This is a genomic window from Neolewinella persica DSM 23188, assembly GCF_000373105.1.
GTDB classification, from domain to species: Bacteria; Bacteroidota; Bacteroidia; order Chitinophagales; family Saprospiraceae; genus Neolewinella; species Neolewinella persica.
Genome location: NZ_KB890452.1, coordinates 1 through 25,978 on the forward strand (window position 1 = coordinate 1; position 25,978 = coordinate 25,978).

Below are 25,978 nucleotides of genomic sequence, written 5' to 3' on the forward strand. Positions count from 1 at the left end.
AACAGGGGTTTCGTTTTCTCAAGTCAGAGCTGGGTTTGGAGTCGCCAAGGCTATGGTTTTGGGACAACCGCATGAAGCTGATGAGTATCGTCACCTTGGTCTATGACTTCATGCTCCAGATATTGCGCAACTGGAAAGGCTGGGTTCCTCTTTTTTTAAGAAATTACTGTCATAGAACTGGAAAGCGGTACCGAGATGCCTCGATACCGCTCTACAGACTTAGAATGGCCATCTCGATTTGCCTCACTTTAATGTGGGCTCAAAATTCGGGATGACTCATGTTAAATGTGCCCAGAACAGGAGTCGAACCTGCACGTCCGTAATGGACACCAGCCCCTCAAGCTGGCGTGTCTACCAATTCCACCATCTGGGCAGTGAAGAAGGATCCCAATAGTTGTTACAAATCAACTGTATCAATTGTAACTAACCAGTAGCATTCCTCCGTAGCGAGCGCAAAAGTAATGTGCCAGCTAGACGTGAACAAGCTTTGCCCGAAAAATAGTTTCATTTTTTTAAATACGAGCCTAAACTAAATAACATCCGAAAGCATTTAATGTACCTACATCATTTAAATACTTCACATGAAAACGATTCTTCATAAATCCGACAGTCGGGGACTTGCAGATCATGGTTGGTTGCGATCCAACCATAGTTTCAGCTTTGCCAGTTACTACAATCCTGAGCGCATGCATTTTGGTGCTTTGCGTGTTTTGAATGATGACTTCGTTGCTCCGGGGCGAGGATTCGGTAAACATCCGCATGATAATATGGAGATCATCTCCATTCCGCTTTCGGGTGATTTACAGCACAAAGACTCGATGGGAAACACTACCGTGATCCGGGAGGGAGACGTACAGGCCATGAGTGCGGGCACGGGAATAGCCCATAGTGAGATGAATGCGAACACGGACCAAGCTGTAGAATTTCTACAAATTTGGATTTTGCCCAAAACCAGGGACATTGCGCCAAATTACAGCCAGATCACTTTAGATCCACATGCATTGGACAACAAACTCGACCAGGTTTTATCTCCGAATCCTGAAGATCGGGGCGTCTCCGTTAACCAGGATGCCTGGTTTCACCTTGGTAATCTGTCGGCCGGAACAAACATAAATTACGACTTCAAAAAAAGTGGTAACGGGGTTTACGTCTTTGTGCTTGACGGAGAGGTAACCGTTTCCGGGCAGCCGTTGAACAAGCGGGATGGTTTTGGAGTTTGGGAAACCACCCAGCTCTCCTTCAATGCCGATACTGACACCAAGATCTTACTGATGGAGGTTCCGATGCAGTTGCCTGCCTAGCGCTGATAGTGAATGCAGCCCATCCGATTTTTTTAGCATTATGCTAATGATTTCGGACAGGACAATGGCTTTGTCCTTACTCTTCAATCCATTGATTGCACCTGCGGCCGCGCCCAAAACTGTATTAATCCAAACAAATAAATATTTTTCAATATGTCTACCCCAATCATCGACGGCCTTAAATGGCGCTACGCCACCAAACGCTTCGATGCTGCTAAAAAAGTCAGCGATGCTGACCTTCAAACGCTACAGCAAGCCGTGAACCTTACGGCAACATCTTACGGCCTTCAAACCTTTCGGGTTGCACTAATCAGCGATCCCAACGTAAAAGAACAGTTACAGGTGGCAAGTTATAACCAGCCACAGCTGACGGAAAGCAGTCACGTTTTTGTCTTTGCCAACATGCTGGACGTCTCCGACGAATACGTTGATGGCTTTATCAGGCTTTTGGCCGAAACCCGTGGTATTCCCGTTGACGCCGTCCAGGGCTATGCCGATTACATCAAAGGCAGCTTAAAGGGTAAGGAACCAGCTTTTATTCAAGACTGGACTCGTCGGCAGGCCTACATTGCCCTCGGGACCCTATTGGCCACCGCTGGGGAGTTGAAGATCGACACCTGCCCGATGGAAGGATTTGATGCTGAACAGGTCAATAATATCCTCGGTCTTCCGGAGCAAGGACTCAACGCCTGTGTGATTGCAACCGTAGGTTATCGCTCAGAAGAAGACAAAACTCAGCACGCTGCGAAGGTTCGGTTACCGTTGGAGGAATTGTTCCTTTAGGTTTTAAGCCCCTTACGACGAACTTTCCCGCCTTCACGCCTTCACCGCAAACGGGAAAGTCTCCGTCGTACGGGCAGATTAATTAACGAGCACCTAATAACTCACTCTGCCGGCAAAAGTGGCCGGGACCAAATAAACAGACAGTTTAGACGTTTTATCATACGTAACGGTGAAGCGAATCAGCCACCGTTTGAATGTTGTTGTAAAAATACTGTATGATCAAACCAATTTGCCTGCTGCTTTTCAGCCTTTTCACGTTCAACCTTTTCCCTCAATCTGCTGCCAAAGACTACGACTACGACGCGCCCGAATTAATCGGCAACTTGCCGCCGGAATTAGATGAAATTTCCGGCCTTTCTATGTCTCCTTACCACCGAAACGAGTTATTGGCCGTTCAGGATGAGGAAGGAAAGATCTTTCGCATCAACGCAAAAACCGGTGCTCTACTCTTTGCCGTCACCTTCTGGAAGGATGGCGATTACGAAGCCATCGAGGCCGTTGGCTCCGACGTATGGGTAGTAAAAAATACCGGTACGTTATACCAGGTTTCCAATGTTGGAAAGTTGGACCAACAAGTAGAAAAATTCAATACCTCCCTCACCGGAGACAACGACGTGGAAGGTCTGGCTTACGACGCCAAAAAAAACCGGCTCCTGCTGGCCTGTAAAAAGGACGCCAAGGATGACGGTAACGACAAAGACGGACGCTACATCTACGCCTTTGACCTGGCCACCAAGACACTCAGCAAAGACCCAGTCTTCGCAATAGAGCTGGAGGCCGTAAAAAACTACCTGAATGTTTGTGAAAAAACCACGGGCCACGAACAGCTATGCGATTTTTTCCTCACCAAGGATGAATACGACCTGGCCCCTTCGGCCATTGCTATTCACCCCATTACCGGACAGTTGTTCATCACCTCCTCTGTCGGCAAAGTGCTGATGGTACTTAACCCTGACGGCCGGATCGACCACTTACAACGGCTGGATAAGAAGTTCTACGCCCAACCCGAAGGCCTGGCCTTCGACAGTGACGGCACCTTATACATCAGCACCGAGAAGAAAAAGTCAGAAAGTGCCAGGGTCTACCGGTTAGCTTACCGGCCGGCTTAAGCGACAAAGGTATATTCGCCTGGCGGGCAAAACGTCTTGTGCGCTGCTCGTGCACCTCTCCCCGGCCCCTTCGACGTAAACTTCAGCAAGAATCTAAGGTTCGCCACCTATTCGTGTAAGCAAATAGCCATTACTGGTTATTTGCTTATGCATTTAGTGGCATTCCTTTAGCGTCTTTATGCCTTAGTGGTCTCGCCCCTAAGCCTTAGCGCCAACCGCAGCAGCCAACGCCATTTCAAGATCTTTCACCAGATCTTCTACATCTTCAACCCCTACGCTGAGGCGAATCAGGCTATCGGTAAGGCCAACGCTCAATCGCTGCTCTCGCGGCACGCTGGCGTGGGTCATACTAGCGGGGTGGCCGATGAGGGATTCAACGCCACCGAGAGATTCGGCGAGGGTAAAATAGTGCGTATTTTTCATCACCTGGGTAGCGGCTTCCAGGGTGTCCTCCTTAAGGTCAAAAGAGATCATAGCGCCAAAATCACGCATCTGCTTTTTAGCAACGTCGTGTCGCGGGTGGTCTTGCAGCCCGGGATAGTAGATGTTGGCCACTAGATTATTGTTCTGGAGCACCTTCACGATTTCGCGTGCGTTTTCGCAAGCACGTTGTACGCGCAGGTGCAGTGTTTTAATGCCTCGAAGAACCAGGAAACAATCCTGTGGTCCAGGCACAGCCCCGGCAGCATTTTGCAGATAGTAGAGCCGCTTGGCGAGGTCTGCACTACGGGTTATTACGGCTCCCATCACTACGTCGGAGTGACCACCAAGGTATTTAGTCGCGGAATGCAGCACCAGATCAGCACCCAAGGTTAGCGGCTGCTGGAGGTAGGGGCTGGCAAAAGTGTTATCTACCACTGACATAATTCCTTTGCTGGTGGCGATGGCCGTCAGCGCTTCGATGTCCACGATGTTCAACATCGGATTGGTCGGCGTTTCGATCCAGAGCATTTTAGTTTCAGCCGAGATTTCCTTTTCCACGTTAGCGGGGTCCCGCATATCGATGAAGCGGCTCTTGATACCAAAGGGACCAAAGACTGCCGTAAGGAGGCGGTAGCTCCCGCCGTAGAGGTCATCGGAGGCCAGGACTTCGTCTCCTGGTTGCAGCAACTTCAGAACGTTGTCCATAGCCGCCAGACCAGAACTGAAGCAGACGCCAAAATCTCCCTTTTCAATAGCAGCCAGGTTAGCCTGTAGCGCATCGCGGGTAGGGTTTCGGGTTCGGGCGTATTCGTAGCCTTTGTTCTTACCGGGTTCTTCCTGGGCGTAGGTCGAGGTCTGGTAGATCGGAGTCATCACGGCACCAGTAAGAGGATCGGGATGCTGGCCTCCGTGGATACATTGCGTGGCGAAATTAGCGTCTTTTTTGGCGGACATGGCTTGCTTGGGTTTAACAAATAAACATATGAGGTGTGGGGAGGTTGGCAGCAGCACATAAACGATAGTTGTCCACGTTTGCTACCCCTACCTTCGCAAATACTAGCATTTATGATGCTTCCGTAAAAATCACCCCAACTTTGGGTCAAGCAAAAAACAAATCATGCGCTTACTACTCCTATTTCTCCTGCTCCCTTGCTTTCTCACGGCTCAAACCGGAAAGGAGTATCCCGACAGGTATGTTTGGGCAAAATCCGGCCTGACAATGCGCAATACGGGCAACACCGGAGGGGAGAAAATTATGGTCGTTCCCTTCGGCGCTAAGGTTTCGCCAACCGGTAAGGTTGGCCAGCAGGCAAACGTGACCGCGCTTCCTGCCGTAAGCTATCGGCAGGAGGGACAATCACTTAATTCCGATGCCTATTTGATGCAAGAATCTTACCTGGAAGTTACTTATCAGGATAAAACGGGCTACCTATACAATGGCTACCTCTCCGAATATTCTCCAACTGTAGAAGCCGGCTCCCCGACTGATTATATCGCCTGGATGACGACACAGTTCGGGGAACCGGCAAATACTAGCGGCAAAAAACTACCGTGGCAACATGAAGGTCGCCAACGAGTGTCCCACTACCCTACTGGAGTAATGGTCACAAATTCCGAGTACGAAGGTGGTGGGAGTATGACCTTGGTATTTCCCTCCGGCTCCATAAATGACGGCTATCTGATCGCTGCCCGGTTTTTCGGAGTGACCGAGGCGGTCGACAGGAAGAAGGAATTTGACGAAGGTCCTGATTTGTTGCCCGAGTTACTGAAAGTACAAGATGATGGTACACTGCGGTTTACCGGAGATATGTCGGAAACAGTTATTCAGATAATCGGTAGCATGTTAATTATTCACTCTTCAGGAGGGTGCTAGTACACGCTCAGGTTGATTCTGTCTACTTAAGCGATGGTGGTTTTTGCCCACTGGCAAGGCGCTTGAACCGGAGCTTAGCCGTTGCTAAGTAGAAGATTCAAGCGACGCAGCCAGCGGGTAAAAGACGCCGCAGATAGTATAAAACGATTTACCTGACAGCGTACTAGAGCTTGTAGCCTTCGATCCGCGATGCCAACACTTCCCGATAGCTTTTACCGACGGGCAGAGAGGTCGTTTTACCTTTCTCCTTCACTTCGACCATATTGCCATGAAGTGCTTCGATCCGGTCCAGATTGACGATATAGCTCCGGTGGATACGCTGAAAATTAGCGCTCGGCAGCCGTTCGTCCAACGACTTCATTGTCTGAAGGGTAATTACCCGGTCGTTCGGCATACGGATGATAACGTAGTCTTTAAGTCCTTCGATGTAGACGATGTCTGATAGGTTAACCCGCACCAGTTTTTTATCCGCCTTAACGAAGAAAAAGTCCGGACCTCCGTCCTCGACCTTGCCGGCCTTAGCTTTTTGCTCCAATTCAGCCTGCTCGATGGCCCGGTTACAGGCCGTCAGGAAACGCTCGGTACTAATTGGTTTGACCAGGTAGTCGAGGGCGTTAAGCTCAAAGCCTTCAAGAGCATAGTTGGGATAGGCAGTAGTAAAAATGGTTACTGGTGGATCCGTGAGGCCTTTCAAAAAGTCGGTGCCCGTCAGTTGCGGCATGTTGATGTCCAGAAACATCAGGTCTACGTCGTGATCCTTCAGGATGTCGTTCGCCTCAAAAGCGTTATCACACTTAGCGATGAGTTCAATTTGAGGAATCTTCTTCAGGTAAGTCTCAAGGATGTCCTGAGCCAATGGCTCGTCATCTACGATTATTGCGTTTATCATGCTGCTAATGTATTGAGTGGGGTAAAAAGGTGAGGCATTTGATCGACGAAGGTGGACGGAAGTTCGGCAAAGCAGTGAATACAAACGTTATAACAGTGTTAAATTTGGCCCGTTGCCTTCATTTCACCAAACTGTGAAGGAAGCGACCCTGCGCTATTTACAGGTTCAGGTCTAAGTGTACGGCATATGTACCGGGAGATTCCCTAATGTTAAGTTCGTACTTTCCTTTGTATAATAAGTCTAACCGGCGGCGAACGTTCACGAGGCCGATACCGCCACTTGGGCGGTTACCGTGAACTTGCGTAGGCATTACGGAGCCTTTGCTGTTTTCAAGGATAAAGTGAATGCTTCGGGGCTCGACGTTGAGGGTTGCAATCACGAAACCATCCTTGATATTCGCATTGACCCCGTGCTTAAAGCTATTTTCCAGGAACGGGATCAGCATCAAAGGGGCAATCATTTGATCGGCCACATTGCCGTTTACCTTCAACTTTATACTGATGCCCTTACGCTGACGCAGGCGCTCCAGGTCGAGGTAGTTCTGTAAATAGTTGATTTCTTTGCGCAGCGGCACCCGGGGCTCATTACACTCATAGAGCATGTAGCGCATCATTTCCGAGAGTTTGATCACAATGTCGGGCGCTTTATCGTCTTTTTTCAGCGTAAGCGCGTACAGACTATTCAAGGTATTGAAAAGAAAATGCGGATTTATCTGACTCTTCAAAAACCGAAGTTCAGACTGCATACTTTCGTTTTCGACCTTCTCCTTTTTACGGTTCGTCACAATCCAATCGACCATAATTTTGCCCACCGTGCTGAGTCCCGCTACCAGGAACATACTCATGAAATAGGCAGAAAGGTTATCGAGAATGTCTTGCCGGATGCCGCTTGTCTTGTTGAACAGTCCGTATTTCAGTACCAGCTTGAGGGGGGTGAAAAGCAGTGCAGTACCAAAAAGCAGTAAAAGATACGTCCAGTACTGGCCGTTTTTCAGGTACTTGGGAAACAGGTACAGCAGGTTGAGGTAAACAACAATAGCAAAAAAGACAATATTGATGATTTGGCTCAACAGGGAGATACCGAAGGGGTATTCCCCCAGGCGCATGTCTAATGTAATGAGAAACAACAGAAAGGCCAGCCAACCACCGGCATGGTAGAAGGGGCGTTGGGTCAGGGTTTTACCAAGACGTTCCAGAAATTGCCCGGAATCCTTGTTGAAACTGTCGCTGCTGATTGTGGACATGTTGCAATGTACGTTGACCACGGGAAATAGCGTAATGCAGTTTCGACGAAAGGGAGAAGAATTCGGATAACCGGTGACCGGGGTAACATTGAAATTCGATAAGTGTACTTTTAGATCGGGCACCATTCAAGAATAAGGCGAGGCCGCAGGTGCAAGGGATTATTGAAGTGCAAACATCACTCATCGCTCTTGCCGCGCCCACCGGTGATCCTTATCTTCGCACCATGGGTAAAATTATCGTTCTCGTCGTCGCGCTAGCCATCATTTACTATATTGGTAAGGAAGTTTTCGGTGCCTTCCGCCACCTCTCCGATGAGGAATTGCAGGACTTCTGGGCAGGCAGAACCAAAAAAGAAGACCCAAAGGCCTACCATCGCTTCAGTGAACATCTTGGCAGTTGTAATAGCTGCCGCGATCGCCTCGATGTGATTCGCGATGAAAGCGCTGGCCCCGGCGCTGACGCGCCAATGATTGAACGGCGGTACTAACAATGACGTTATTCTAATATTGCTCCTTTAACCTTCGCTGCACCTGCGACCCCGCCCTGAAATGCACCTTAAGTACTCCCCTAAATTAACACCTTATGCAAAATCCAATCGCCGCCAAACCGCTGTATATCCGTATACCCCTGATCATTCTTAGCTTAGTCAGCACCACACTGATCCTAGATACGGTCTTTGATTTCCTTCCGGAAGTTTTCGAAAAATTTACCCCCATGGGGTATTTAGGACTGTTTATCTGCAACATATATATGCTATGGATAATGTACCAAGCCAGGCAGGCAAACGAAAATAAAGTAAGCACTTAATGACCATTGACGACCACGCCATTGTTACCCTCACCTACGAAGTCCGCGACGGCGCCCCTGACGGGCCGCTACTGGAGCGGATGGACGTTAATTACCCCTTCAAATTCATGTTCGGCGTAGGCAAAATGCTGCCCGCCTGGGAGCGACGCCTCTTCGGCCTGAAGCCAGGTACCGGCTTCGCCTTCAAGCTCAGTCCCGAAGATGCTTACGGTGTACCCGGCAAAGAGCACATCCTGAAAATGCCTCTCCACCTCTTCTACAACGAGCGGGAACAGATTGAGCCAGACCTCCTGGTAGAAGGCCAATTTGTTACCCTTACCGGTGCCGACGGTAAAGCCGTCCATGCCAAGGTCCTGAAATGGGACGATAAAGAAGTCACTCTCGATGCCAACCATGCCTTAGCTGGGAAGACACTTTTCTTTTCCGGCGCGGTACTGGAGGTACGACAAGCTTCGGTGGATGAGTTGATCCAGAAAAGTGTGCTGAACAACAGTTAGGAGCTGGAACGCATCCGCCGAGGTCCATACCACAACCAAAACCCGGTCACCGTGAAAATAATCAGCGCCAAGCCCATTAGCGAGTTATAGAAAACCTTGAAAAGGCCATTTGGGACCCCGAGCCAGTCATCAATAATGGAGCCGTCGTGGACCTGCTCAATCCAGTCGCTGTGTCTGCGGCCGACGGATAGTACCTCCCCGGTTGCACCGTCGAGCTGAACTTCCAGTTGCCGATTCTTGAATAGGAATTTAAGGCTACCTTTCTCCGGCCGGGCGTCAATTCGATCAAGCGCTGACACCTCCCCCGTGCGTTCTTCCAAAGCAGAAGAAGCCAATGCACTCAGCCGATCCAACGGTAACCAATGGGCCATTTCGGTACTGGTTCCCCGGTAAGTATCGGGCATAATCACCTCTCCACTGTGCTTCTTCCAGCCCAGCAGGATACCCGTTACCGCCATAATAAAAAAGAACACAAAGAGACTGATCCCGGACAGGCGGTGAAGCTTGCGGGTTACACGTAAAACTTTGGCTTGTTGCTGGCGGCGAGTTGGCACTAGTGGTCCATTTTAGAATTCTCTGATGGCTAAGTCGCCGTCAGAATGATGGTGGCTATCAGTATTTAATGATGGTCCACCCCTTAGGTCGAGGGGGCTATGCCCCGATAAATCTAGTGGCATAGCCCACTCGATCTGAACGAAAAAGCGTGCTGTATTTTTGGTGACGAAACTTAAATTACGTGGTACTAAGCCTGGATTTTCATTTCCGCGTACTTAGCAAAGAAACGGGGAACGGTGTCAATTCCCTTGTTGAAGTTCCACACACCGAAGTGCTCGTTCGGGCTGTGCAGTCCGTCGGTATCAAAACCGAAGCCCATCAGGATAGATTCAATGCCCAGCACCTCCTTAAAATTGGCAATGATCGGAATAGAACCACCTTCGTACATTGGCACTGGCACCTTGCCGAAAGCCTCTTCCATTGCCGCCGATGCAGCCTTGTACTCCGGCGTATCGGTTGGGGTCACGTAGGGGTTACCGCCGTGATGGGGATGTACTTCCACCTTCACGCTATCGGGTGCGATGGACTTGAAGTGCGCCGTGAACAGGTCCGTGATCTTGTGGTAGTTCTGCTTACTGACCAGCCGCATGCTGATCTTGGCGTTGGCTACGGCCGGAATGATCGTCTTAGAACCTTCCTCCATAAATCCACCCCATATACCGTTGCAGTCGAGGGTAGGCAGGATACCCGTCCGCTCGTAGGTATGGAAACCTTCTTCGCCTTCCAGACCGAATACGCCGGGGCTGTCCATGTATTCTTCCGCATCAAACGGTGCATTGCGCATCATATCGCGTTCTTCCTCGGAGGGGAAGTGTACGTCGTCGTAAAATCCGGGAATGGTAATGTGCTTCTTCTCGTCCTTCAGGGAAGCGATCATCTCACAGAGCGTATTGATTGGGTTGGCTACGGCACCGCCGAAAAGGCCGGAGTGCATGTCTGCCCTGGCGCTGGTCACCTTAACGTCGAGGTAAGTAAGACCTCGTAAGCCCACCGTGATACTAGGTACTTTCTTACCAATCAGGCTGGTATCGGACACCAGAATCACATCAGCCGCAAGCATGTCCTTATACTTACGGATAAACGGATCAAGGTTGGGGCTGCCGACTTCCTCTTCGCCCTCAATCATGAATTTGACGTTACAGGGCAACGTGTTCGTTTGGATCATGGCTTCCACGGCTTTGACGTGGATGAACATCTGACCTTTATCGTCCGTAGCCCCTCTGGCAAAAATGGCGCCGTCCGGATGACGATCCGTTTTCCGGATCTCGGGCTCAAAGGGGCCACTTTTCCACTCATTGAGCGGAGCGGCTGGCTGCACATCGTAATGACCATACACCAATATCGTCGGCAGGGCCGGGTCGATCATTTTGTCGGCATACACAATCGGGTGCCCGTCCGTAGGGTAAAGGCTGACGTTCTCCAGTCCGGCTTTCGCCATATAGGTCTGCAGTAGTACGGCACAGGCGTGCGTATCATCGTCGTGCTTTTTATCTGTACTTACGCTGGGGATGCGCAGCATCCGGAAGAGTTCTTCAAGGTATCGTTCCCGGTTGGCGTCGATGTAGTTCTGAGTGGTCATTTTGGTCTGGCTTTATTTGGATGGCGAAGATAAGCGCGAGTTGTCGGGTTATCAAGTTGTCCGGGTTATCGGAATGTCAAGTTGTCAAATCACGTTGTCGGGTTATCAGGGTTTTCAGGGTGTCGACAAGTCCCCCCGCGAAAATTTGAGCCCCTTGATAACCCGACAACCCGATATCCTGTCTTTACCGAACCAGCACACGCCGTACTGTCTGTTCTCCGCCCGGGGCAGACAACTGCAGCAAATACATCCCCGCCGGAAGGCCGGCAATATTGAAGTCCTGACGGCCAGCGTTAAGGACAAAAGTGGAGATTTTCCGACCCACCGTATTGATCAGGGTAGCCTCCCCCCCCTGGTATTGACCCGGAACGGAAAGGTTAACCCGGTCACCGGCAACGGGCTGGGGCCAAATGCGGACGGACGCCTGTAGGGCCGGCACCGGAATGATGTTGGAATATTGGTAGCTGGCGTCGGCATCCGTTTGCCGGAGGCGGTAGCTCAGGTCAACCACGGGCGCATCGAGGTCGGTAAAGGTGTAAATAGCTCCGTCGGGGCGGTTCTGCGCGGAGACCGTTGCCCGGTCCATCCAGGTACGGCCCTGGTCAACACTGCATTCTACGGTAAAGAAGCCAGCCTGGTCTTCGGTAGCCGTTGACCAGGTGAGATCGACAACGTCGGCTTTTTGCCGCTGGCCCGTAAAGGAGGTGTAAGTGACCGGCAACACGGAGCTGGTGGTATAGCTGAAGTTGGCACCGCCATTGGTATCGGCGTTGATGGTACGGTAGTCAGCATCGGAGCCATCAGTGGCAGGTGCTACAGCATCGCCGGAAGTAAAGACGTAGTACGTTACAGTCGTACCATCGGGTTGCCCGGGGATGGTCGCGAATGGCGTACAATTACCTCCCACACATAGGACAGTCATTGGAATTACCGTGGACGTAGCAAAACCATTGGTGGTGTACCGAAGGTAAACCCCTTGCCCCGTTGGCACATTGATATCGGCCAGAGAAGCAACCTCAATGTCCATATCTGCGGGAACTTCTCCCGTACCATTGACGGAGGGCATTTGTTGGGTCAGGATGATGGAGGCTATCGCCCCTTCAATACGGAAATAGATAAATTCCATAGTTCCCGTTGGGGAGGGCGTTTTGAACACGTAGTTATCGGTCGTATTCGGCACGTTAATGAAGAAGGCTTTGTCACAATTGCCAAAGCTGACGACACCGTTGTGCACGTCGCCAGATAACGCGGTGACGTCCTGATCGTTGGCCGGGCAGGACGCTTGCGGGGCAAATTCGGAATTGTCGCCACTCCAGGCCCGGACCATGCGAAAGTACTGATCGCCGGTCCCAGTACTTTGGGTGATCAGGATACGGCTGCCGCCGAAAGAATCGTCGAAAAAACCTATATCGGCAGGATTAGAAAACCCGTTTGCGAAGCCTTGACCAATGATGCCGTTCTGGGCAAAAGCAGGAAGGGTAAGCCCCATCAGGAGCAGTACCAGGAGGTAAATTTTTTGCATGTTACTTTTCGAGTTAAGTAGGTTAAACGATGGTAAGATACTAAGATGCGGCAGTTCAGGCGCGAACGCAGGTGCAAAATAAGAAGGAAGAGCAATGAGTCAGGGCCTGAGGTATTATGATATAAGGCCCTATGCTTGCTCGTCCCAACCTTCCCCCCGCACCCGCGTCCGCGCCGTATCTTAAGCCCTTTATTTACCTACTCGAAAAGTAACATGCAAAAAACAATTTTCGCCCTCTTGCTGCTGATCAGCGGCCTTACCCTGTCCGCCCAGGATTTCATGCTGCAGGGCTGGTACTGGGACTATGACAAAGATGGCTGCAACGGCTACGCCGGTCAAAACTGGGCAACCCGACTTAACGCAGACGTAACGACCCTGGCCAACGCTGGCTTCACCTTCGCCTGGCTGCCGCCCGCCAGCCGGGCCAGCTTCGGCAAGTGCTCCAACGGCTACGATCCTCAGGACCTTTATGACCTGGGGGATGACATCGACCCGACCGAAGCCGGACAGGAACGGACCGGCTTCGGCACCCGCGCTGAAGTAGATGTACTGATCGCCAACCTGACCGCAAACGGCATAGCTCCGGTCGCCGACGTTGTCTACAACCACCGGGATGGCGGCGCAGCCGAAGACAATCCAGCCGTAAAGGCTTACGTAGAAACCCACTTCAATGGCAATGGTAAACAACCTTTTCCCTCAGATCGGTACCGCAACCGCCTCCCCCTCGGCGGCACCTACGGCGCCGGAGATTACTTCATTAAACTCAGCTCTAAAACCCAAAGCTTCGGGGCCAACCAATACAAATTTTACGCTACGGTAGCCAGCATGGATAAGCCCTTTGCAGGTGCGGTCAATGAAAGCGAGCCCAACGGAGGCGGAGATTGTGGGCAGCCTTTCAATACCGTCTTACTCGACCAGGATATGGTTGGGACGCTGTTCGACTTCAGTGGCTGCTACACCGATGAGTTCAGGCTGACCATTTCAGCAGCAGATTTTGATCCCGCCGGAGATGACCTGATCATTACCATGGTCAACGTCAGCGGCGGCTACTCCGATCACCGGATCTACGACATCTACTATGCACCGGAGGACGGGGCTCCGGGCTTCAATATTCCGCTGGCCGATCTCCGTTACCAGACCTTTACCGATTTCACCACCCTGCCCAGCGGGCAGGGCGGCATGAACTTCGAAAACTTCCGGCCAAATTCCACCAATACCAGTACCACCTTTATGGCCGGTGATTTCGACAGCCCGCTTTTCTTTTACGACGTCGTCCAGGCCGAAACCAGCACCGCAACGGTCTATAATGACTGGACCCACTGGTTGCTCAACGACGTTGGATTCGGCGGCCTGCGCATGGATGCCATCAAGCATTTCCCTCCAGGTTTTGTTGCTCAGTTACTGGATGATCTGGCGGAACGTGGCCATAATCCCGGGATGGTGGTCGGCGAGTTCTTTGACAGCAACCCCACCCTGCTCAAAGATTGGGTGGATGCCGTAAACGCCGACATAACTGCCAGCACCAGCCTGGTACGAATTTTCGACTTCTCCCTCCGCAATGCCCTCAAGGAAGCCTGCGACAATGGCTTCTACGACCTGAGGGAAGTATACAACAGCTCACTCTACGACAATGGGCTTTCGGGCTTCAACGTCGTTACTTTTTTGAACAACCACGATTTCCGTGGCCCCGGTGAACCCATTCAAAACAACCCTATTTTGGGGTACGCCTACCTCCTGACCAATAACCAGTTGGGCGTGCCCACCGTGTTTTACCCTGAATTTGCTGGAGTAACCATCCCCAATGCCCCAACCTTCGATCTCTCAACAGAAATCGCCGAACTGATCCAAATACACAAGGACCACATCTTTGGAGCTGGAACCGTGGAGTATCTCAATAGATTTGGCACACCGCGTGCGGCGAATTACCAGCAGAGTAACGCCAGCGAAGCGCTGATATATCAGATCAGCGGTGGCCCCGGCCTCGGTGAAGTAATCGTGGCCATCAACTTCGGAGACGGGACGCTGAAGGTCGATCAGGAGATCGCCGTACCAGTCGCAAGCAGTGCTAATGGTTTGTCTTTTACGGAGTTGACCGGCAATGCCTTCAATACTACTACGTCTACCGACGGTAGTAACCGGATTTTGATCGACGTGCCGGCAAAATCATACGCCGTTTACGTGGCTACCGCCTTGCTGCCGGTGGAATTGGCTGACTTTAGGGCCAGCCTGGACGAAAAGGGACGGGTAAACCTGAAATGGGAAACGGTTACCGAAGAAGCACTTGACCTCTTTGTGGTGGAAGCAAGTGACAACGGGGTCGGTTTTTCGGAAGTAGCGCGCGTAGCACCTGAACAGGCTGCTTCCTTGTACCAAGCGGTGGATGATCGGCCATGGATGGGTAACTTACGCTATTACCGACTGAAGACACTTTCATTGGATGGCACCGTACAACGCAGCGTGGTTCGACGGATAAAGTACGCCCCAGGACAAACGCTGACCGCCAGTCCGAATCCGGCAGAAGATGAGGTAATCATCAGTGGAATAAGTTCCGGGCAAAGCTGGGCTTTATTGGCGGCCAATGGCCGGCAGGTAGCCGTAACCGGGCGGGAAACGGCCAGGGGGTTCACCCTTGACCTGCGTCATGTTTCGCCTGGCCTGTACTTATTCCGGTCAGGAGGTGAGGTAGTAAAAGTGATCGTTCGGTAGCATCCTACTTGACTCTTTGACTGATCAGGCGCGGCCGCAGGTGCAACAAAAAGTAAAGGAGCAAAGAGGTAAAACTCTTTATCGGTGAGGAATCTATCCGCGTAACAACCTTACGTGTGAGAACATTAAGTTTACGATAACACCGGCCTTAACGGGTTTTAACGGGTCACGGGCAATTCGGCCCTGATCTTTGTCGCTACTTATCCTAGACTTACCCCATATCCCTTTCAGACATGACACGTAATTTCTTTTTCCTCCTGCTCGGTCTTCTTTTCGTTTCCACCACCGCCACCGCTCAGGTGGAGTTCGGACTTAAAGCTGGCCTGGCCACCGAATCACTTCAGGGCGAACGATTTGATTTCACCGAATCCGGCCGAGAAAGCCTGAGCCTGGCACTTTCGGAAGGCAACTACGGTTTCCAGTTCGGTGCCCTCTTACGCATCCCGCTCTCTGATCGTTTCGACATTCAAACGGAATTGACCCTGAACAGTACCTCTGCTGAATTCCGTTTCGACGATCCCGAGTCGCAAAACTCTCAGGTTTTCCGGGAACGCTACAACGACGTCAACATTCCCATACTCGCAAGCTGGAAGCTTGCCTTCCTCCGCTTGAACGCCGGTCCGGTGGGTCACTTATTCGTATCCAGCACCAGCGACCTGATGGATGTCGATGGCCGGGATCGCACCTTTGACTCCTTCAACCTGGGCTACACGCTGGGCGGAGCGGTAGACATCGGCCCCATCACCGTAGATGTGCGCTACGACGGCAACTTCAGCCGCTACGGCGAAGACTTCGCCGTAGCCGGAGAAACCTTCCGGGTAGATCAGGCACCAAAGCGTTGGGTAGGCTCCATTGCTTACCGGTTCTAATATGCGTCAACTGTTCACCGCAGTCATGAAACGCGGCACCCTTGCAGGGTGCCGCGTTTTTTTGTTTCGGCTATTTGCAATAGCTACCGGACGTATGCAGTACAAGTTTAACCTCGATGCTAACTCAGAAGCCGTCAGACGTAGGGTGAAGACCAAAACATTCTTTACTTTCAGCACACCAAACTTCTTATGATGCGCTTCTTGTTTTTCCTCCTCTGCTCCGCCTTTTTGTTAACAGCCTGTGAAGATACTTCTGAAGTGGCTACCGCAGACACCGCGGAGCCTGCCACGGAAACTTCCCCTGCACCTGCGACCGCGCCTGATGCAAAGTTCCGCCCTGCCCTGCACTTCACCCCACCCTTCGGCTGGATGAACGACCCCAACGGTATGGTATATTACGAAGGAGAATACCACCTTTTCTACCAGTATTATCCCGATGGAAACGTCTGGGGACCAATGCATTGGGGGCATGCCGTCAGCAGTGACCTGGTAAGTTGGGAGCACCTCCCGATTGCGCTTTATCCAGACAAGCTCGGTTACATTTTCTCGGGCAGCGCGGTAGTAGATTTCAACAATACCAGTGGCTTCGGCGAAGGTGGCGCACCGCCCCTTGTCGCCATTTACACCTACCATGACATGGCTGGCGAAAAGGCCGGCCGGGATGACTTCCAAAGCCAGGCAATAGCCTACTCCAATGACAAAGGGCGAACCTGGACCAAATATGCGGGCAATCCCGTAATCCCTAACCAGGGCGTTCGGGATTTTCGGGACCCGAAGGTCATTTGGGATGAAGCCAATGCTCAATGGGTGATGGTGCTTGCCGCCCAGGACCGCGTACAGTTTTTTGGCTCTCCCAACCTAGAGAACTGGACCCTACTCAGCGAATTCGGTCAGGATGCCCGTAACCACTCCGGCGTATGGGAATGCCCCGAATTGTTTCCGCTGACGGTAATGGAAACGGGAGAGCAAGCCTGGGTGCTGAACGTCAGCATCAACCCAGGCGGTGCCAACGGCGGCTCCGGCACTTTCTACTTCCCTGGGAACTGGGACGGCAAAACCTTTCAGCCTTTGCGGGAAGCACAGTTCTCCCCTACTGACACCGTTAATTGGGTCGATTATGGCCGTGACAATTACGCCGGGGTTACCTTCAGTGACCTGCCTGACGGACGCAGGGTCTTTATGGGATGGATGAGCAACTGGGATTATGCCCGGCAGGTACCTACCGAAACCTGGCGCAGTGCAATGACGGTTCCGCGCGACCTTAGCCTGCACGAAACCGACTTCGGCACCCGGCTGTGGCAACAGCCGGTGAAAGAATTGCAAAAGCTTCGGGGACCGGTCCGGAAGCTGGACATGAAACGCCTGTCCGATGGCGTTACCGTGGTAGACCTGAAAGACCTGGCACCCGATGGTGCCTTTGAACTGGACCTTACGATTGATTTGGTGGACAGTGATGCCGAGGAACTTTACCTCACGCTGAGTGATGAAAGCGGGGAACACTTTTACCGCACCGGATACTCCCGAAAATCGGGGGTGGAGAATGCTTTTTTCACCGACCGGCGGGCTTCCGGCAATACGGATGTCCACCCAAAATTTGCGCCTGACCGACTGACCATTGCTCCCCGCTGGAGTAACGAGGACCATCTCCGCATCCACGCCATTTTTGACCGCACCTCTGCGGAGGTATTCTTCGACCAGGGCGATCCGGTGCTGACGGATATATTCTTTCCCGAAGAGCCGTTTACAAAGTTGACGATTGAGGTGAACGGTACCTCCGGAGAAGGGATGCCGGCCGGATGGGGGCTGGTGGAAGGGAAAATTTGGGGATTGAGACGGGCGGATTAAGAAACCTTGCAATGGGCAGGCCAGGTTTCTACAGAAAAGGCTATAAAAAGCACAACGATCCTCTTTCAAAGCAACCCTAAAAACCCCCAACACCTCCCGTAGCATAGCAATTATTGCCTCTTTTCAAAAAATTTAAGAAAACATTGTCAAGACAATGTAAAAGTAAGTCTTCTTATTCATGATAGTAAAACTATCATCTTAGATAGTAGTTCTATTAACAAATTCACAATCATGAAGAACTCACGCTTAACCTCTTTGCTTTTAGTGTTGCTTTTCCCGCTTCTGCTTACGGGTCAGGTCACTGAACTTCCCATGATGCCAGCTTCTGGTATTACCAGTTATGGCAACCTTCCCGTAGCCCAACTCAACCGGGCCCACCGGCAGCAGCTTACCGGCCAGTTCGAGCTAGCGCTACTGACCTACAATAGTGCCCTGGCCTGGCAACCGGATTGGGTTCCCGCCCTTGCCGCCCGTTCCGAGTTACTCTACCGTTTGGGGCGTAGCCTGGAAGCACAGAAGGACCGCATGCAGGCCTCCAGACAAAACCCGACGGCTACGGCCTTCTTCCTCGCGAAAGGAAGAAACGGCCTGATGCCTTTCCTGGCGCTTTACCCGCGCGACTGGTACCAGGCGAACTACGGCTTTACCGATGACATCAGCACTGCAAATGAATTGGACTCTCCAAACGCCTACTTCTATAAGCAGTACATGAGTATTATCAATGCTCCAGATACGGCCATGGCCGTACTGGCGCTGCAACAAAAAGTAGACCAGGACGTGATCGCTTCCCGCCGGACGCTTGAGGCCCTGCCTAAGACCTACAACCAGGGGGTACGCAAGATGCTGCTGGCCAACCTTTCGATGCTCAATCACGACTACGCCCAGGCCATCAACCTTTACACGGACGCTTCCCTGAAGGACGCCGTTAACTGGCCTGAACTCTACTACAACCGTGGTCTTGGCCACATCCTGCTCAACAATTACATGAACGGATGTGAAGACCTCTCTAAGTCCGCAAAAGATGGCTTTAAGCCAGGCGTCCTGATGTTCCAGAGCCTCTGTAACTTCTAGAATTAGACCAACCCAAACACCGCCATTACTAATTCACCCTTTTTAATCCAAATGCCATGAAAAACTTCTTTTATTTCTCCGCTTTGCTCGTCGCTATTTCCATGATTCTACCCAGTTGTACGATCGTCCGTGAGGGCGAGGTGGGGGTAAAACGCACCTTAGGAAAGTATCAGGAGAAATCCGTGGACAAGGGCGTAGCGTTCTTCAACCCCTTTATCACCAGTATTCAAAAGGTGAGTACGCAGACTGAGAACCTGGAAGTCGGGCTCAACCTGCCTTCAAAAGAAGGGCTCAATATCAGGGCCGAAATCTCCATCCTGTATAGCCTGAATGGCACCCAGGCAGCGGAGGTATTGCGCCAGCTCGGGGTAAATTATGAGCGGTCCGTAATCTTACCGGTTTTTCGTTCTGCGGTCGCTGATGTTTCCGCCCGCTACTACGCAAAGGATATGCATACCGGACAACGGGCCGTAATTGAACAAGCCATCAAGGAGCAGATGAGTACGAACCTGGAAGGACGTGGCATCCTCATCGAGACCGTGTTGGTAAAATCAATCCAGTTACCGACCAACCTGGCCCGTTCCATTGAAGAGAAACTCGAAGCAGAGCAGCAGGCGCTAAGAATGGAATTCGTCCTCCAGCAGGCTAAGCAAGAGGCCGATCAGCAGCGCATAAAAGCTGAAGGCACCCGTGATGCGCAATTGATCATTGCCGAAGGATTGACGCCCGAGATACTCAAATTCAAGTCCATTGAAGCCTTCCTAGAACTGGCTAAATCTTCTAACGCAAAAGTTATTATTACCGACAGTAACATGCCAATGATGATGAACGATGGTCAGGTAACTCCGGTCATTTCCGGAAATTCCAAGATGAAATAGCATCGCAAGATGCAAGATAAAGTGAGTGTGTCTAGTATTCAGTCTTATTCATTTTTGCACCACGTCTGGTAGGGCGTGGTGCTTTTTCGTGTTAAGTGGCGCGGCCGCAGGTGCAGATATTGTTGAAAGAGCAAAGTTCCTTACCCTCGGCCGTATCTTTCCGCCAAACGTCTGTCTTTCCATCCCAATGCGTCTTTCCTCAAAATCCCGTTTCTACCTCTTCGTTTTTATCATCCTCGGTCTACTGACAACCTACGCCGGTTGTGGTGGCCGGGACCTGATGGGAGACACCAAGTCCTTTTTTCAACGCCTCTTCGGGCCAGCCACTCCCCGTGCTGCCTTCCGAAAGATGGCCATCAAAGACGCTGTAGTGGGTGAACAAGACCTCGACCTATGGGACGGTGCCTACGACGTTGCCAAAAACACCCCGCTCAACGTCAAGCTGCCGCACCGCGAGATGGTTCATCTCGACAATCAGTTGATTCTCTCCGCCCAGGCCATGCGGTTTCGCCTCCCCCCCGGGCGGCTGCTCCGCATCCGCGCCCTCAACGACAGCGAGCACCTCTTCGGCGAGCTCTTCCGCCTGAAGGGCGGAGTTGCCTCCAGGCGACCAACCGACTGGTTCACCGCAGAAGGTCGGGAGATCACCTACGAAACATCCTGGATCCACGGCGAAGAACTTTTGCTCGTGGTGCAAACCGCTCCCTGGAATTTCACCCGGTACGAGTTGCAGATTACGACCGAACCCACCCTGCTGTTCCCCGTTGCGGGCAAGGACGAAAAAGCCATCCAAAGTTTCTGGGGTGCCCCGCGCGACGGCGGTAACCGCAAGCATGAAGGCAACGACATCTTCGCCCCCAAAGGCACCAACCTCCTTGCCCTTACCGACGGTGAGATCTCCCGGTTGACCGATTCCGGCCTCGGCGGCAAAACCGTCTGGCTATATGATCGGGAGCGCGGCCTCCGGTATTATTACGCCCACCTCGATGAACAGCTGGTCCGCAAAGGCCAACGCGTAAAGCGCGGAGACATCGTTGGTACCGTAGGCAATACCGGTAATGCCCGCACTACCCCACCCCACCTGCACCTAGGCATTTACGACAACGGTGCGATCGACCCCTACCCTTTCCTGCAAAGCGCCGATGTACTCCCCCCGGAATCACCGCTGCCCCTGGCTGAACCGGCGGCGCGGATGAATGTCCCAGACAGGGGAAATCACTATCTCCGCCTGAGTCCTGATAGCGACGGCTCCGTCATTCGGCAACTGGACAACGGAGAATTGGTCACCGTACTCGGCGTATCGGAGCGATTCCGACGGGTTAAGACGGAGCGGGGGGAGATTGGGTATGCTAATTTCGATTAGTGAATGGGAGAAGGGGGGAATGGGAGAATGAGCTACCGCAGGTACCATTCGCGGCGCTGCGCTTGCTCACCTTGGCCTGGACGAAGGTCGTTCCGCGACCGAGCGGAAGCGTTTGCCTCCGGCAACGCGGCGTTGCGCTTGCCAAGTTGTCAAACATTTCACGAGAGTGCGATACGTGATAATCTGCGAAAGCAAGAGGAATAATTAAAAAATTTCCTGTCTTCAGACTCTGATTAAGTCCATCCTGTTTACACACCCAAAAACGTTAATTTTCGTACCGGAAACAGAATAAAGAAATACCTCAGTCGAGTAAATTTCAACTGACGATCGTACGCCAGCCACTATCTCCGGATAACGGTACGGATCTTCAAGAAGGTTATTGAAAACCCTTTCGAGCATTAGCCTGTGTCTTACTGCTCGTCTTGAAACTTCCTCACCCAGTCTGTCCCAGTCTGAGTCTCATTAAGCGTAGCGAGTAAAGAATCGATGACAGAAGACGGTAGGAGAATAGTAAAGAAGGTCGCCTTATTAAGCCTTAGGATCAAGGCCAACGTAGACTCAAGCAGCGAAATTTTATTCTCTTCCTGAGAGGAGACCACGGCTAAAATCAGCTCGTCATTCAAAGGATATTCAACGGACAGGTTCATCCAATATTTAGAGTCCCCATACTTCTTAAGATTACTAAATTCGTCCTTCGCTTGAAATTTAAACTGCGAGACAAATCCATAAATATTACCCGCTACTAGTTCGAAAACCAGGTCTTCTGCATATCGTGCAGAAAAAATTCGGTCCGTTTTGGGATCAACAAATAACATCCCAGCGTGCAGGCTTCCAATTTGCAATAACCCCTTTTCCTTAAAAACCGTCCGTGCTTGTCCTCCTTCCTGAAGATTAAAAATAATTTCTTCAGGGCTGTTCAACCAGATAAAAAATCACCGCCTAATCCTCTTACATCGATACTATAGCATGGAGTTGGTCTCAAATATTCATCAATGTATGCCGCTCCCCCTTCAAAGTATTGCCCCGTTAAATAGGTGAGCATAAATCTCTTCGTCACGCTAGGAAACTCAATATCCAGCAGACTTTCAATAGAGCTAAACACCGCAGTACGAACTTCGGTCTGGAATGAAGTACATCTTTCCCAGTAGAACATAATGTGCGTGATATTAAAAAAGTAGAATAAGGAGATCACATTTTGGCCCTCTCGCCAAAGCATGCAACCCAAGACAATGCAACTACGGTAGCAAACCGAGGTAACAAGTAACAGCGGCAGCTATTCAATCATTCACTTATTCCATTATTCACCCATTTACAGGGCGAAAGAGCGCAGCGAAATGAGTGGCAACAGCGGCAGCAACTCAGTGACTCAGTGACTCATCAACTCACTACTCACTAACTTCCTCCGCCATCTGCCGCTCCACAATCTCAGAGTAGTAACCGCCATTAGCAATCAACTCCTCATGGGTCCCCATTTCGGCAATGCTGCCGTCTTCCAGTACGATGATCTTATCGAACTTAAGATGACCGTAGATGCGGTGGGTGATGATGACGGCAGTTTTGTCTTGCAGCGACTCATTAAAGTAGCCCAGGATCTGTTGCTCGGTATTGGTATCGACGGCACTAAGGCAATCGTCGAGTAGGATGATGTCCGGTTTTTTGATAAGGGCGCGAGCGATGCTCACGCGCTGCTTCTGTCCTCCGGAGAGGGTAACACCGCGCTCCCCAACCCGGGTATCGAAGCCAAGGGTAAGCCCGGAGATGTCTTCGTGGACCGCCGCATGGCGGGCAAAGGCTTCTACTTCTTCCCGGCCTGGGTCGTCGTTGGCCCCGAAGGCGATGTTGTTATGGATGGTATCGCTGAACAGGAAGATGTCCTGCGGGACGTAGCCGATCTTCCGGCGGAGGTTGGCCAGGCCCTGCTCGCGAATATCCTTACCGTCAATGAGGATGCGGCCGGAGGTCACATCATACATTCTTAGCAGGAGATCGGCAACCGTTGTTTTGCCGCAGCCCGTACGCCCGATGATGGCGAGTTTCTCGCCGGCACGCAGGTGGAAACTTACGTCGTTGATTGCTTTGATGCCCGTATCCGGATAAACGAAGCTGACGTTCTCAAAGGTAATCTCTCCTCTGATGGGGTGCACCTCGTCCGGCGCCGGGTCAACAATGCTGGTCTTGGTATTCAGGAATTCGTTGATCCGTTTCTGGCTGGCGGCGGCCTGCTGCACGATGCTGGCGATCCAGCCGATGGCCGTTACCGGCCAGGTCAGCATATTGACGTAGATGACGAATTCGGCGATATTGCCCGCCGAGATGTTGCCAGCAACCACCTGGAGGCCGCCCACGTACACGGTCAATATTGTTGAAGCACCAACCATGAACACCATCAGCGGGAAAAACCAGGCATCAATCTTTGCCAGGTCCATCGACATGTTTTTGTATTCATCGCTTTCAGCAGCAAAGTACTTCACCTGCTGCGGTTCGCGGACGTAACTTTTCACCACCCGGATACCGCTGAATACTTCCTGAGCCGTAGAGGTCAGCTTAGACAGTTGCTGCTGAATGAAGGTAGACCGGGTATGAATGATGTTGCTGACGTAGTAAATACTGATGGCCAGTAGCGGCAAAGGTATCAGGGTGTAAAGCGTCAGGGTGGGCGAAACCGCGATCATGGCAAACACCACCAGCAGTATGGTGGAGATCAGGTTAGCACAGTACATCACGGCAGGACCGAGGTACATCCGCACCTTATTTACGTCTTCGGTGATCCGGCTCATCAGATCACCGGTGTTATTGCGTTTGTAAAAATCGAGGCTCAGGCCCTGATAATGGTCATAAATAGTCTCCCGCAGATCGTATTCGATCAGGCGGCTCATCACGATGATGGTCTGTCGGGTGAGGTAGAGAAAGATACCCATCAGGATGGCCAGTATAAGCACGATCCCACCAAAGATCATGAGGGAATGACTGAGCATACCAAAGTATTCCTCGTGCAGGTCGAAGCCCTCGTACATCCGTAGCATGTTCACCCGTTCCAGCACGAGGTCAAGTGCTTCGCGAATCACCTGAGGTTGCAGGACGCTGAAGTAGTTGGACACACAAATGAAGACGATGCCCAGCAAAAGCCGCCAGCGGTACTTCCAGAAAAATTGGTTGAGGAATTTGAGTTCGCGCAAGGTAGGAGTCAGATAGTCAATGAGTCAAATAGTCAGATAGTAGCTGCCGCAAATTAGAAGTGTTACTGTAAACTATCCTCAAGGGCAAACGCACGGAGGGGCCGGAGGTTGTGAAGGGGGCATTTTTTTGGCGTCCCGATAGCTATCGGGATAGGTGCAGTGCATGCAGATCAGAAGGCAGGGAGGGGGCTTAAACCCTGCTTTTCAGCCTTTCTTTGCACCTGCGGCCGCGCCAGAAACACCTTTAAAAAGTACGTTTAGCATCCACCCTCCAGCCGCTCACCAGGGGGAGGATTAAGCAGACTATCGGTAAAATCACCAGGCCGCTCTCCTGCAGAAGAGCGGCCCGGCTAACAAAAAATAGTAGGGTAATTTAGAGCTTGCCCCGCTGACCGGGTACCGACCGGCGCCTGAGGCAATCGCCCCTACTCGTGGACGTTCTCCAGGATCAGTCTTACTTCGGAGCTGACCAGCGTTGCCGCAGCTTCAGTTTGCGCCATTAGCTGATCGATATCTTTGTCGGGGTGGACCTTGGCAAAGTAGGGCATCGGGCTCCGGTTAGCCAAGTAGCCGGGTAAGCTCTCATAGAGGTCCACGGTCACGTCATGGAAGATCTCGTCGGCACCCCAGGGCATCATTTTGGCGGCAACTACCCAGCCCAACATCTTTCCAGCTTTGATGCGGGCTGCGTGTACTGGATCCCAGATGTCTTTCTCTGCCTTTACGTGGGCACTACGGCCGCCGCTTTCGGGGAAGTCGAAATGATTATGGACGGCCACTTTTACCTTGTCCCAATCTGCGGCTGGAAGCAGGTGTGAAACAGTGTATACTTCCCGCTTCACGAAGGTGCGCAGATTCCCCGTATTGTTAAAAACCTCCATTTCGCCCTTCGTCAGTATGTTGGCCGGCTCGATATCGAAGTGCTCACCGGTAAGCAATGCGGCGAGGTTTTCTTCGCCCCTTACACTGGTTCGGGTGACGTAGTTGTAAGCATCAACGCCGGTACCTGGCATCAGGATTTCGCTCAGTTCCCAGTTGGTGTATTTTCCGGATTTGATGTTGGCCTGGTGGATTTTTTTCCAGACCTTCTCCATCGCCAGGTAGTCGGCGGCACCGCCGGCCGGCACCGCAAAGTAATCGTGTACGTGGTAGTTCTGTGGAGTGGCGGTCTCCTGGGCGGATAAGAACTGGCTGGCCAGCAGGAAGGCGGAGATGACTAAGATCGATTTAAAGAAGAATTTCATAGTGAATTGGGTTGGTAAAAGCACCAGTTGTTGTTTAAAGGATGCTTTGGGTGAAGAAAAACGGGAAAGATGGTGTAGTGTCTAAAAGGGTACCCGCTCATTGGTACCCGAAGCGGCCGGTAGGTTACCCCGCACCGTGGGCGTTTGGTACTGCCCGGGGTGAGTAATATGGCCACCCGGAAGGGTAGTGTGGGAAGGCACGACAAAGGTGGGGGTGGTTGGTGGCGCGCGCGACTACATTTTC

23 protein-coding genes and 1 tRNA gene are annotated in these 25,978 nt (G+C 51.7%); 13 read left to right on the forward strand and 11 right to left on the reverse strand.

Annotated features, from left to right (window positions below; all coding sequences use genetic code 11):
• Positions 1-288: 288 nt before the first annotated feature.
• Positions 289-373, reverse strand: a tRNA-Leu gene (locus B036_RS0120940).
• Positions 374-581: 208 nt separating this feature from the next.
• On the opposite strand from B036_RS0120940, the gene B036_RS0120945 reads away from it, so the two are divergent.
• The 3 genes from B036_RS0120945 (at position 582) to B036_RS0120955 (ending at position 3,193) form a co-directional block, all read left to right on the forward strand.
• Positions 582-1,301, forward strand: coding sequence for a pirin family protein (locus B036_RS0120945; RefSeq protein WP_020570694.1), 720 nt, complete (start codon positions 582-584; stop codon positions 1,299-1,301).
• Between the two features lie 153 nt (positions 1,302-1,454).
• Entirely contained in the window at positions 1,455-2,084 is a 630-nt protein-coding gene (locus tag B036_RS0120950) for an NAD(P)H-dependent oxidoreductase (RefSeq protein WP_020570695.1), read from the forward strand.
• A gap of 215 nt (positions 2,085-2,299) precedes the next feature.
• Complete coding sequence (locus B036_RS0120955) at positions 2,300-3,193, forward strand: SdiA-regulated domain-containing protein (protein WP_020570696.1); 894 nt, start codon at positions 2,300-2,302, stop codon at positions 3,191-3,193.
• A gap of 198 nt (positions 3,194-3,391) precedes the next feature.
• On the opposite strand, the gene B036_RS0120960 is transcribed toward B036_RS0120955, so the two are convergent.
• On the reverse strand, positions 3,392-4,570 hold the full coding sequence (locus tag B036_RS0120960) for a cystathionine gamma-synthase (protein ID WP_020570697.1): 1,179 nt from the start codon (positions 4,568-4,570) through the stop codon (positions 3,392-3,394).
• 163 nt (positions 4,571-4,733) lie between these two features.
• Here B036_RS0120960 and B036_RS0120965 point away from each other — a divergent pair, with 163 nt between their 5' ends.
• Positions 4,734-5,489 carry a hypothetical protein gene (locus B036_RS0120965; RefSeq protein WP_020570698.1) on the forward strand — a complete coding sequence of 252 codons (756 nt, stop codon included), beginning with the start codon at positions 4,734-4,736 and terminating at the stop codon, positions 5,487-5,489.
• A gap of 163 nt (positions 5,490-5,652) precedes the next feature.
• Here the strand turns inward: B036_RS0120965 and B036_RS0120970 are convergent, their stop codons facing one another.
• Entirely contained in the window at positions 5,653-6,378 is a 726-nt protein-coding gene (locus tag B036_RS0120970) for a LytR/AlgR family response regulator transcription factor (RefSeq protein ID WP_020570699.1), read from the reverse strand.
• Between the two features lie 157 nt (positions 6,379-6,535).
• Positions 6,536-7,621 (reverse strand): sensor histidine kinase, encoded by a 1,086-nt coding sequence (locus tag B036_RS0120975; RefSeq protein ID WP_020570700.1) that lies wholly within the window; start codon positions 7,619-7,621, stop codon positions 6,536-6,538.
• Positions 7,622-7,845: 224 nt separating this feature from the next.
• Between B036_RS0120975 and B036_RS0120980 the strand changes: the two genes are divergently transcribed.
• The 3 genes from B036_RS0120980 (at position 7,846) to B036_RS0120990 (ending at position 8,926) form a co-directional block, all read left to right on the forward strand.
• Positions 7,846-8,109: a hypothetical protein gene (locus B036_RS0120980; RefSeq protein WP_020570701.1), complete on the forward strand. Its 264-nt coding sequence runs from the start codon at positions 7,846-7,848 to the stop codon at positions 8,107-8,109.
• 95 nt (positions 8,110-8,204) lie between these two features.
• Positions 8,205-8,429, forward strand: a complete 225-nt coding sequence (locus B036_RS0120985; RefSeq protein ID WP_020570702.1) for a hypothetical protein — start codon at positions 8,205-8,207, stop codon at positions 8,427-8,429.
• Complete coding sequence (locus B036_RS0120990; RefSeq protein WP_020570703.1) at positions 8,429-8,926, forward strand: FKBP-type peptidyl-prolyl cis-trans isomerase; 498 nt, start codon at positions 8,429-8,431, stop codon at positions 8,924-8,926. The genes B036_RS0120985 and B036_RS0120990 overlap by 1 nt, the downstream gene beginning before the upstream one ends.
• Here B036_RS0120990 and B036_RS0120995 read toward each other — a convergent pair.
• From B036_RS0120995 to B036_RS0121005, 3 genes are all read right to left on the reverse strand, one after another.
• The gene (locus B036_RS0120995) at positions 8,923-9,480 is read right to left on the reverse strand and encodes a PepSY-associated TM helix domain-containing protein (RefSeq protein ID WP_026232193.1); all 558 of its coding nucleotides are present in this window, start codon (positions 9,478-9,480) and stop codon (positions 8,923-8,925) included. The two genes, B036_RS0120990 and B036_RS0120995, sit on opposite strands and share 4 nt — an antisense overlap.
• A gap of 188 nt (positions 9,481-9,668) precedes the next feature.
• Positions 9,669-11,060, reverse strand: coding sequence for a dipeptidase (locus B036_RS0121000; RefSeq protein WP_020570705.1), 1,392 nt, complete (start codon positions 11,058-11,060; stop codon positions 9,669-9,671).
• Positions 11,061-11,244: 184 nt separating this feature from the next.
• On the reverse strand, positions 11,245-12,582 hold the full coding sequence (locus tag B036_RS0121005; RefSeq protein WP_020570706.1) for a T9SS type A sorting domain-containing protein: 1,338 nt from the start codon (positions 12,580-12,582) through the stop codon (positions 11,245-11,247).
• A gap of 213 nt (positions 12,583-12,795) precedes the next feature.
• Here B036_RS0121005 and B036_RS0121010 point away from each other — a divergent pair, with 213 nt between their 5' ends.
• The 6 genes from B036_RS0121010 to B036_RS32435 all read left to right on the forward strand — a co-directional run bounded on the left by B036_RS0121010 (position 12,796) and on the right by B036_RS32435 (position 21,314).
• Positions 12,796-15,288 carry an alpha-amylase family glycosyl hydrolase gene (locus tag B036_RS0121010; protein WP_020570707.1) on the forward strand — a complete coding sequence of 831 codons (2,493 nt, stop codon included), beginning with the start codon at positions 12,796-12,798 and terminating at the stop codon, positions 15,286-15,288.
• Positions 15,289-15,521: 233 nt separating this feature from the next.
• Entirely contained in the window at positions 15,522-16,157 is a 636-nt protein-coding gene (locus B036_RS0121015; protein WP_020570708.1) for an outer membrane beta-barrel protein, read from the forward strand.
• 189 nt (positions 16,158-16,346) lie between these two features.
• Positions 16,347-18,002 carry a glycoside hydrolase family 32 protein gene (locus B036_RS0121020; protein ID WP_245557496.1) on the forward strand — a complete coding sequence of 552 codons (1,656 nt, stop codon included), beginning with the start codon at positions 16,347-16,349 and terminating at the stop codon, positions 18,000-18,002.
• Between the two features lie 231 nt (positions 18,003-18,233).
• Positions 18,234-19,073, forward strand: a complete 840-nt coding sequence (locus B036_RS0121025; protein WP_026232194.1) for a tetratricopeptide repeat protein — start codon at positions 18,234-18,236, stop codon at positions 19,071-19,073.
• A 56-nt stretch (positions 19,074-19,129) separates the two neighbouring features.
• Positions 19,130-19,951, forward strand: coding sequence for a prohibitin family protein (locus B036_RS0121030; protein WP_020570712.1), 822 nt, complete (start codon positions 19,130-19,132; stop codon positions 19,949-19,951).
• Between the two features lie 187 nt (positions 19,952-20,138).
• Positions 20,139-21,314 (forward strand): M23 family metallopeptidase, encoded by a 1,176-nt coding sequence (locus B036_RS32435; RefSeq protein WP_020570713.1) that lies wholly within the window; start codon positions 20,139-20,141, stop codon positions 21,312-21,314.
• Positions 21,315-21,724: 410 nt separating this feature from the next.
• On the opposite strand, the gene B036_RS0121040 is transcribed toward B036_RS32435, so the two are convergent.
• The 4 genes from B036_RS0121040 to B036_RS0121050 all read right to left on the reverse strand — a co-directional run bounded on the left by B036_RS0121040 (position 21,725) and on the right by B036_RS0121050 (position 25,734).
• Positions 21,725-22,234, reverse strand: a complete 510-nt coding sequence (locus tag B036_RS0121040) for a hypothetical protein (RefSeq protein ID WP_020570714.1) — start codon at positions 22,232-22,234, stop codon at positions 21,725-21,727.
• Positions 22,231-22,467, reverse strand: coding sequence for a hypothetical protein (locus B036_RS33725; protein WP_157472285.1), 237 nt, complete (start codon positions 22,465-22,467; stop codon positions 22,231-22,233). Before B036_RS33725 ends, B036_RS0121040 begins: the two co-directional genes overlap by 4 nt.
• Before the next feature lie 232 nt (positions 22,468-22,699).
• Positions 22,700-24,490 (reverse strand): ABC transporter ATP-binding protein, encoded by a 1,791-nt coding sequence (locus B036_RS0121045; RefSeq protein ID WP_020570716.1) that lies wholly within the window; start codon positions 24,488-24,490, stop codon positions 22,700-22,702.
• A 425-nt stretch (positions 24,491-24,915) separates the two neighbouring features.
• Positions 24,916-25,734 (reverse strand): hypothetical protein, encoded by an 819-nt coding sequence (locus tag B036_RS0121050; RefSeq protein ID WP_020570717.1) that lies wholly within the window; start codon positions 25,732-25,734, stop codon positions 24,916-24,918.
• Positions 25,735-25,978: the final 244 nt, after the last annotated feature.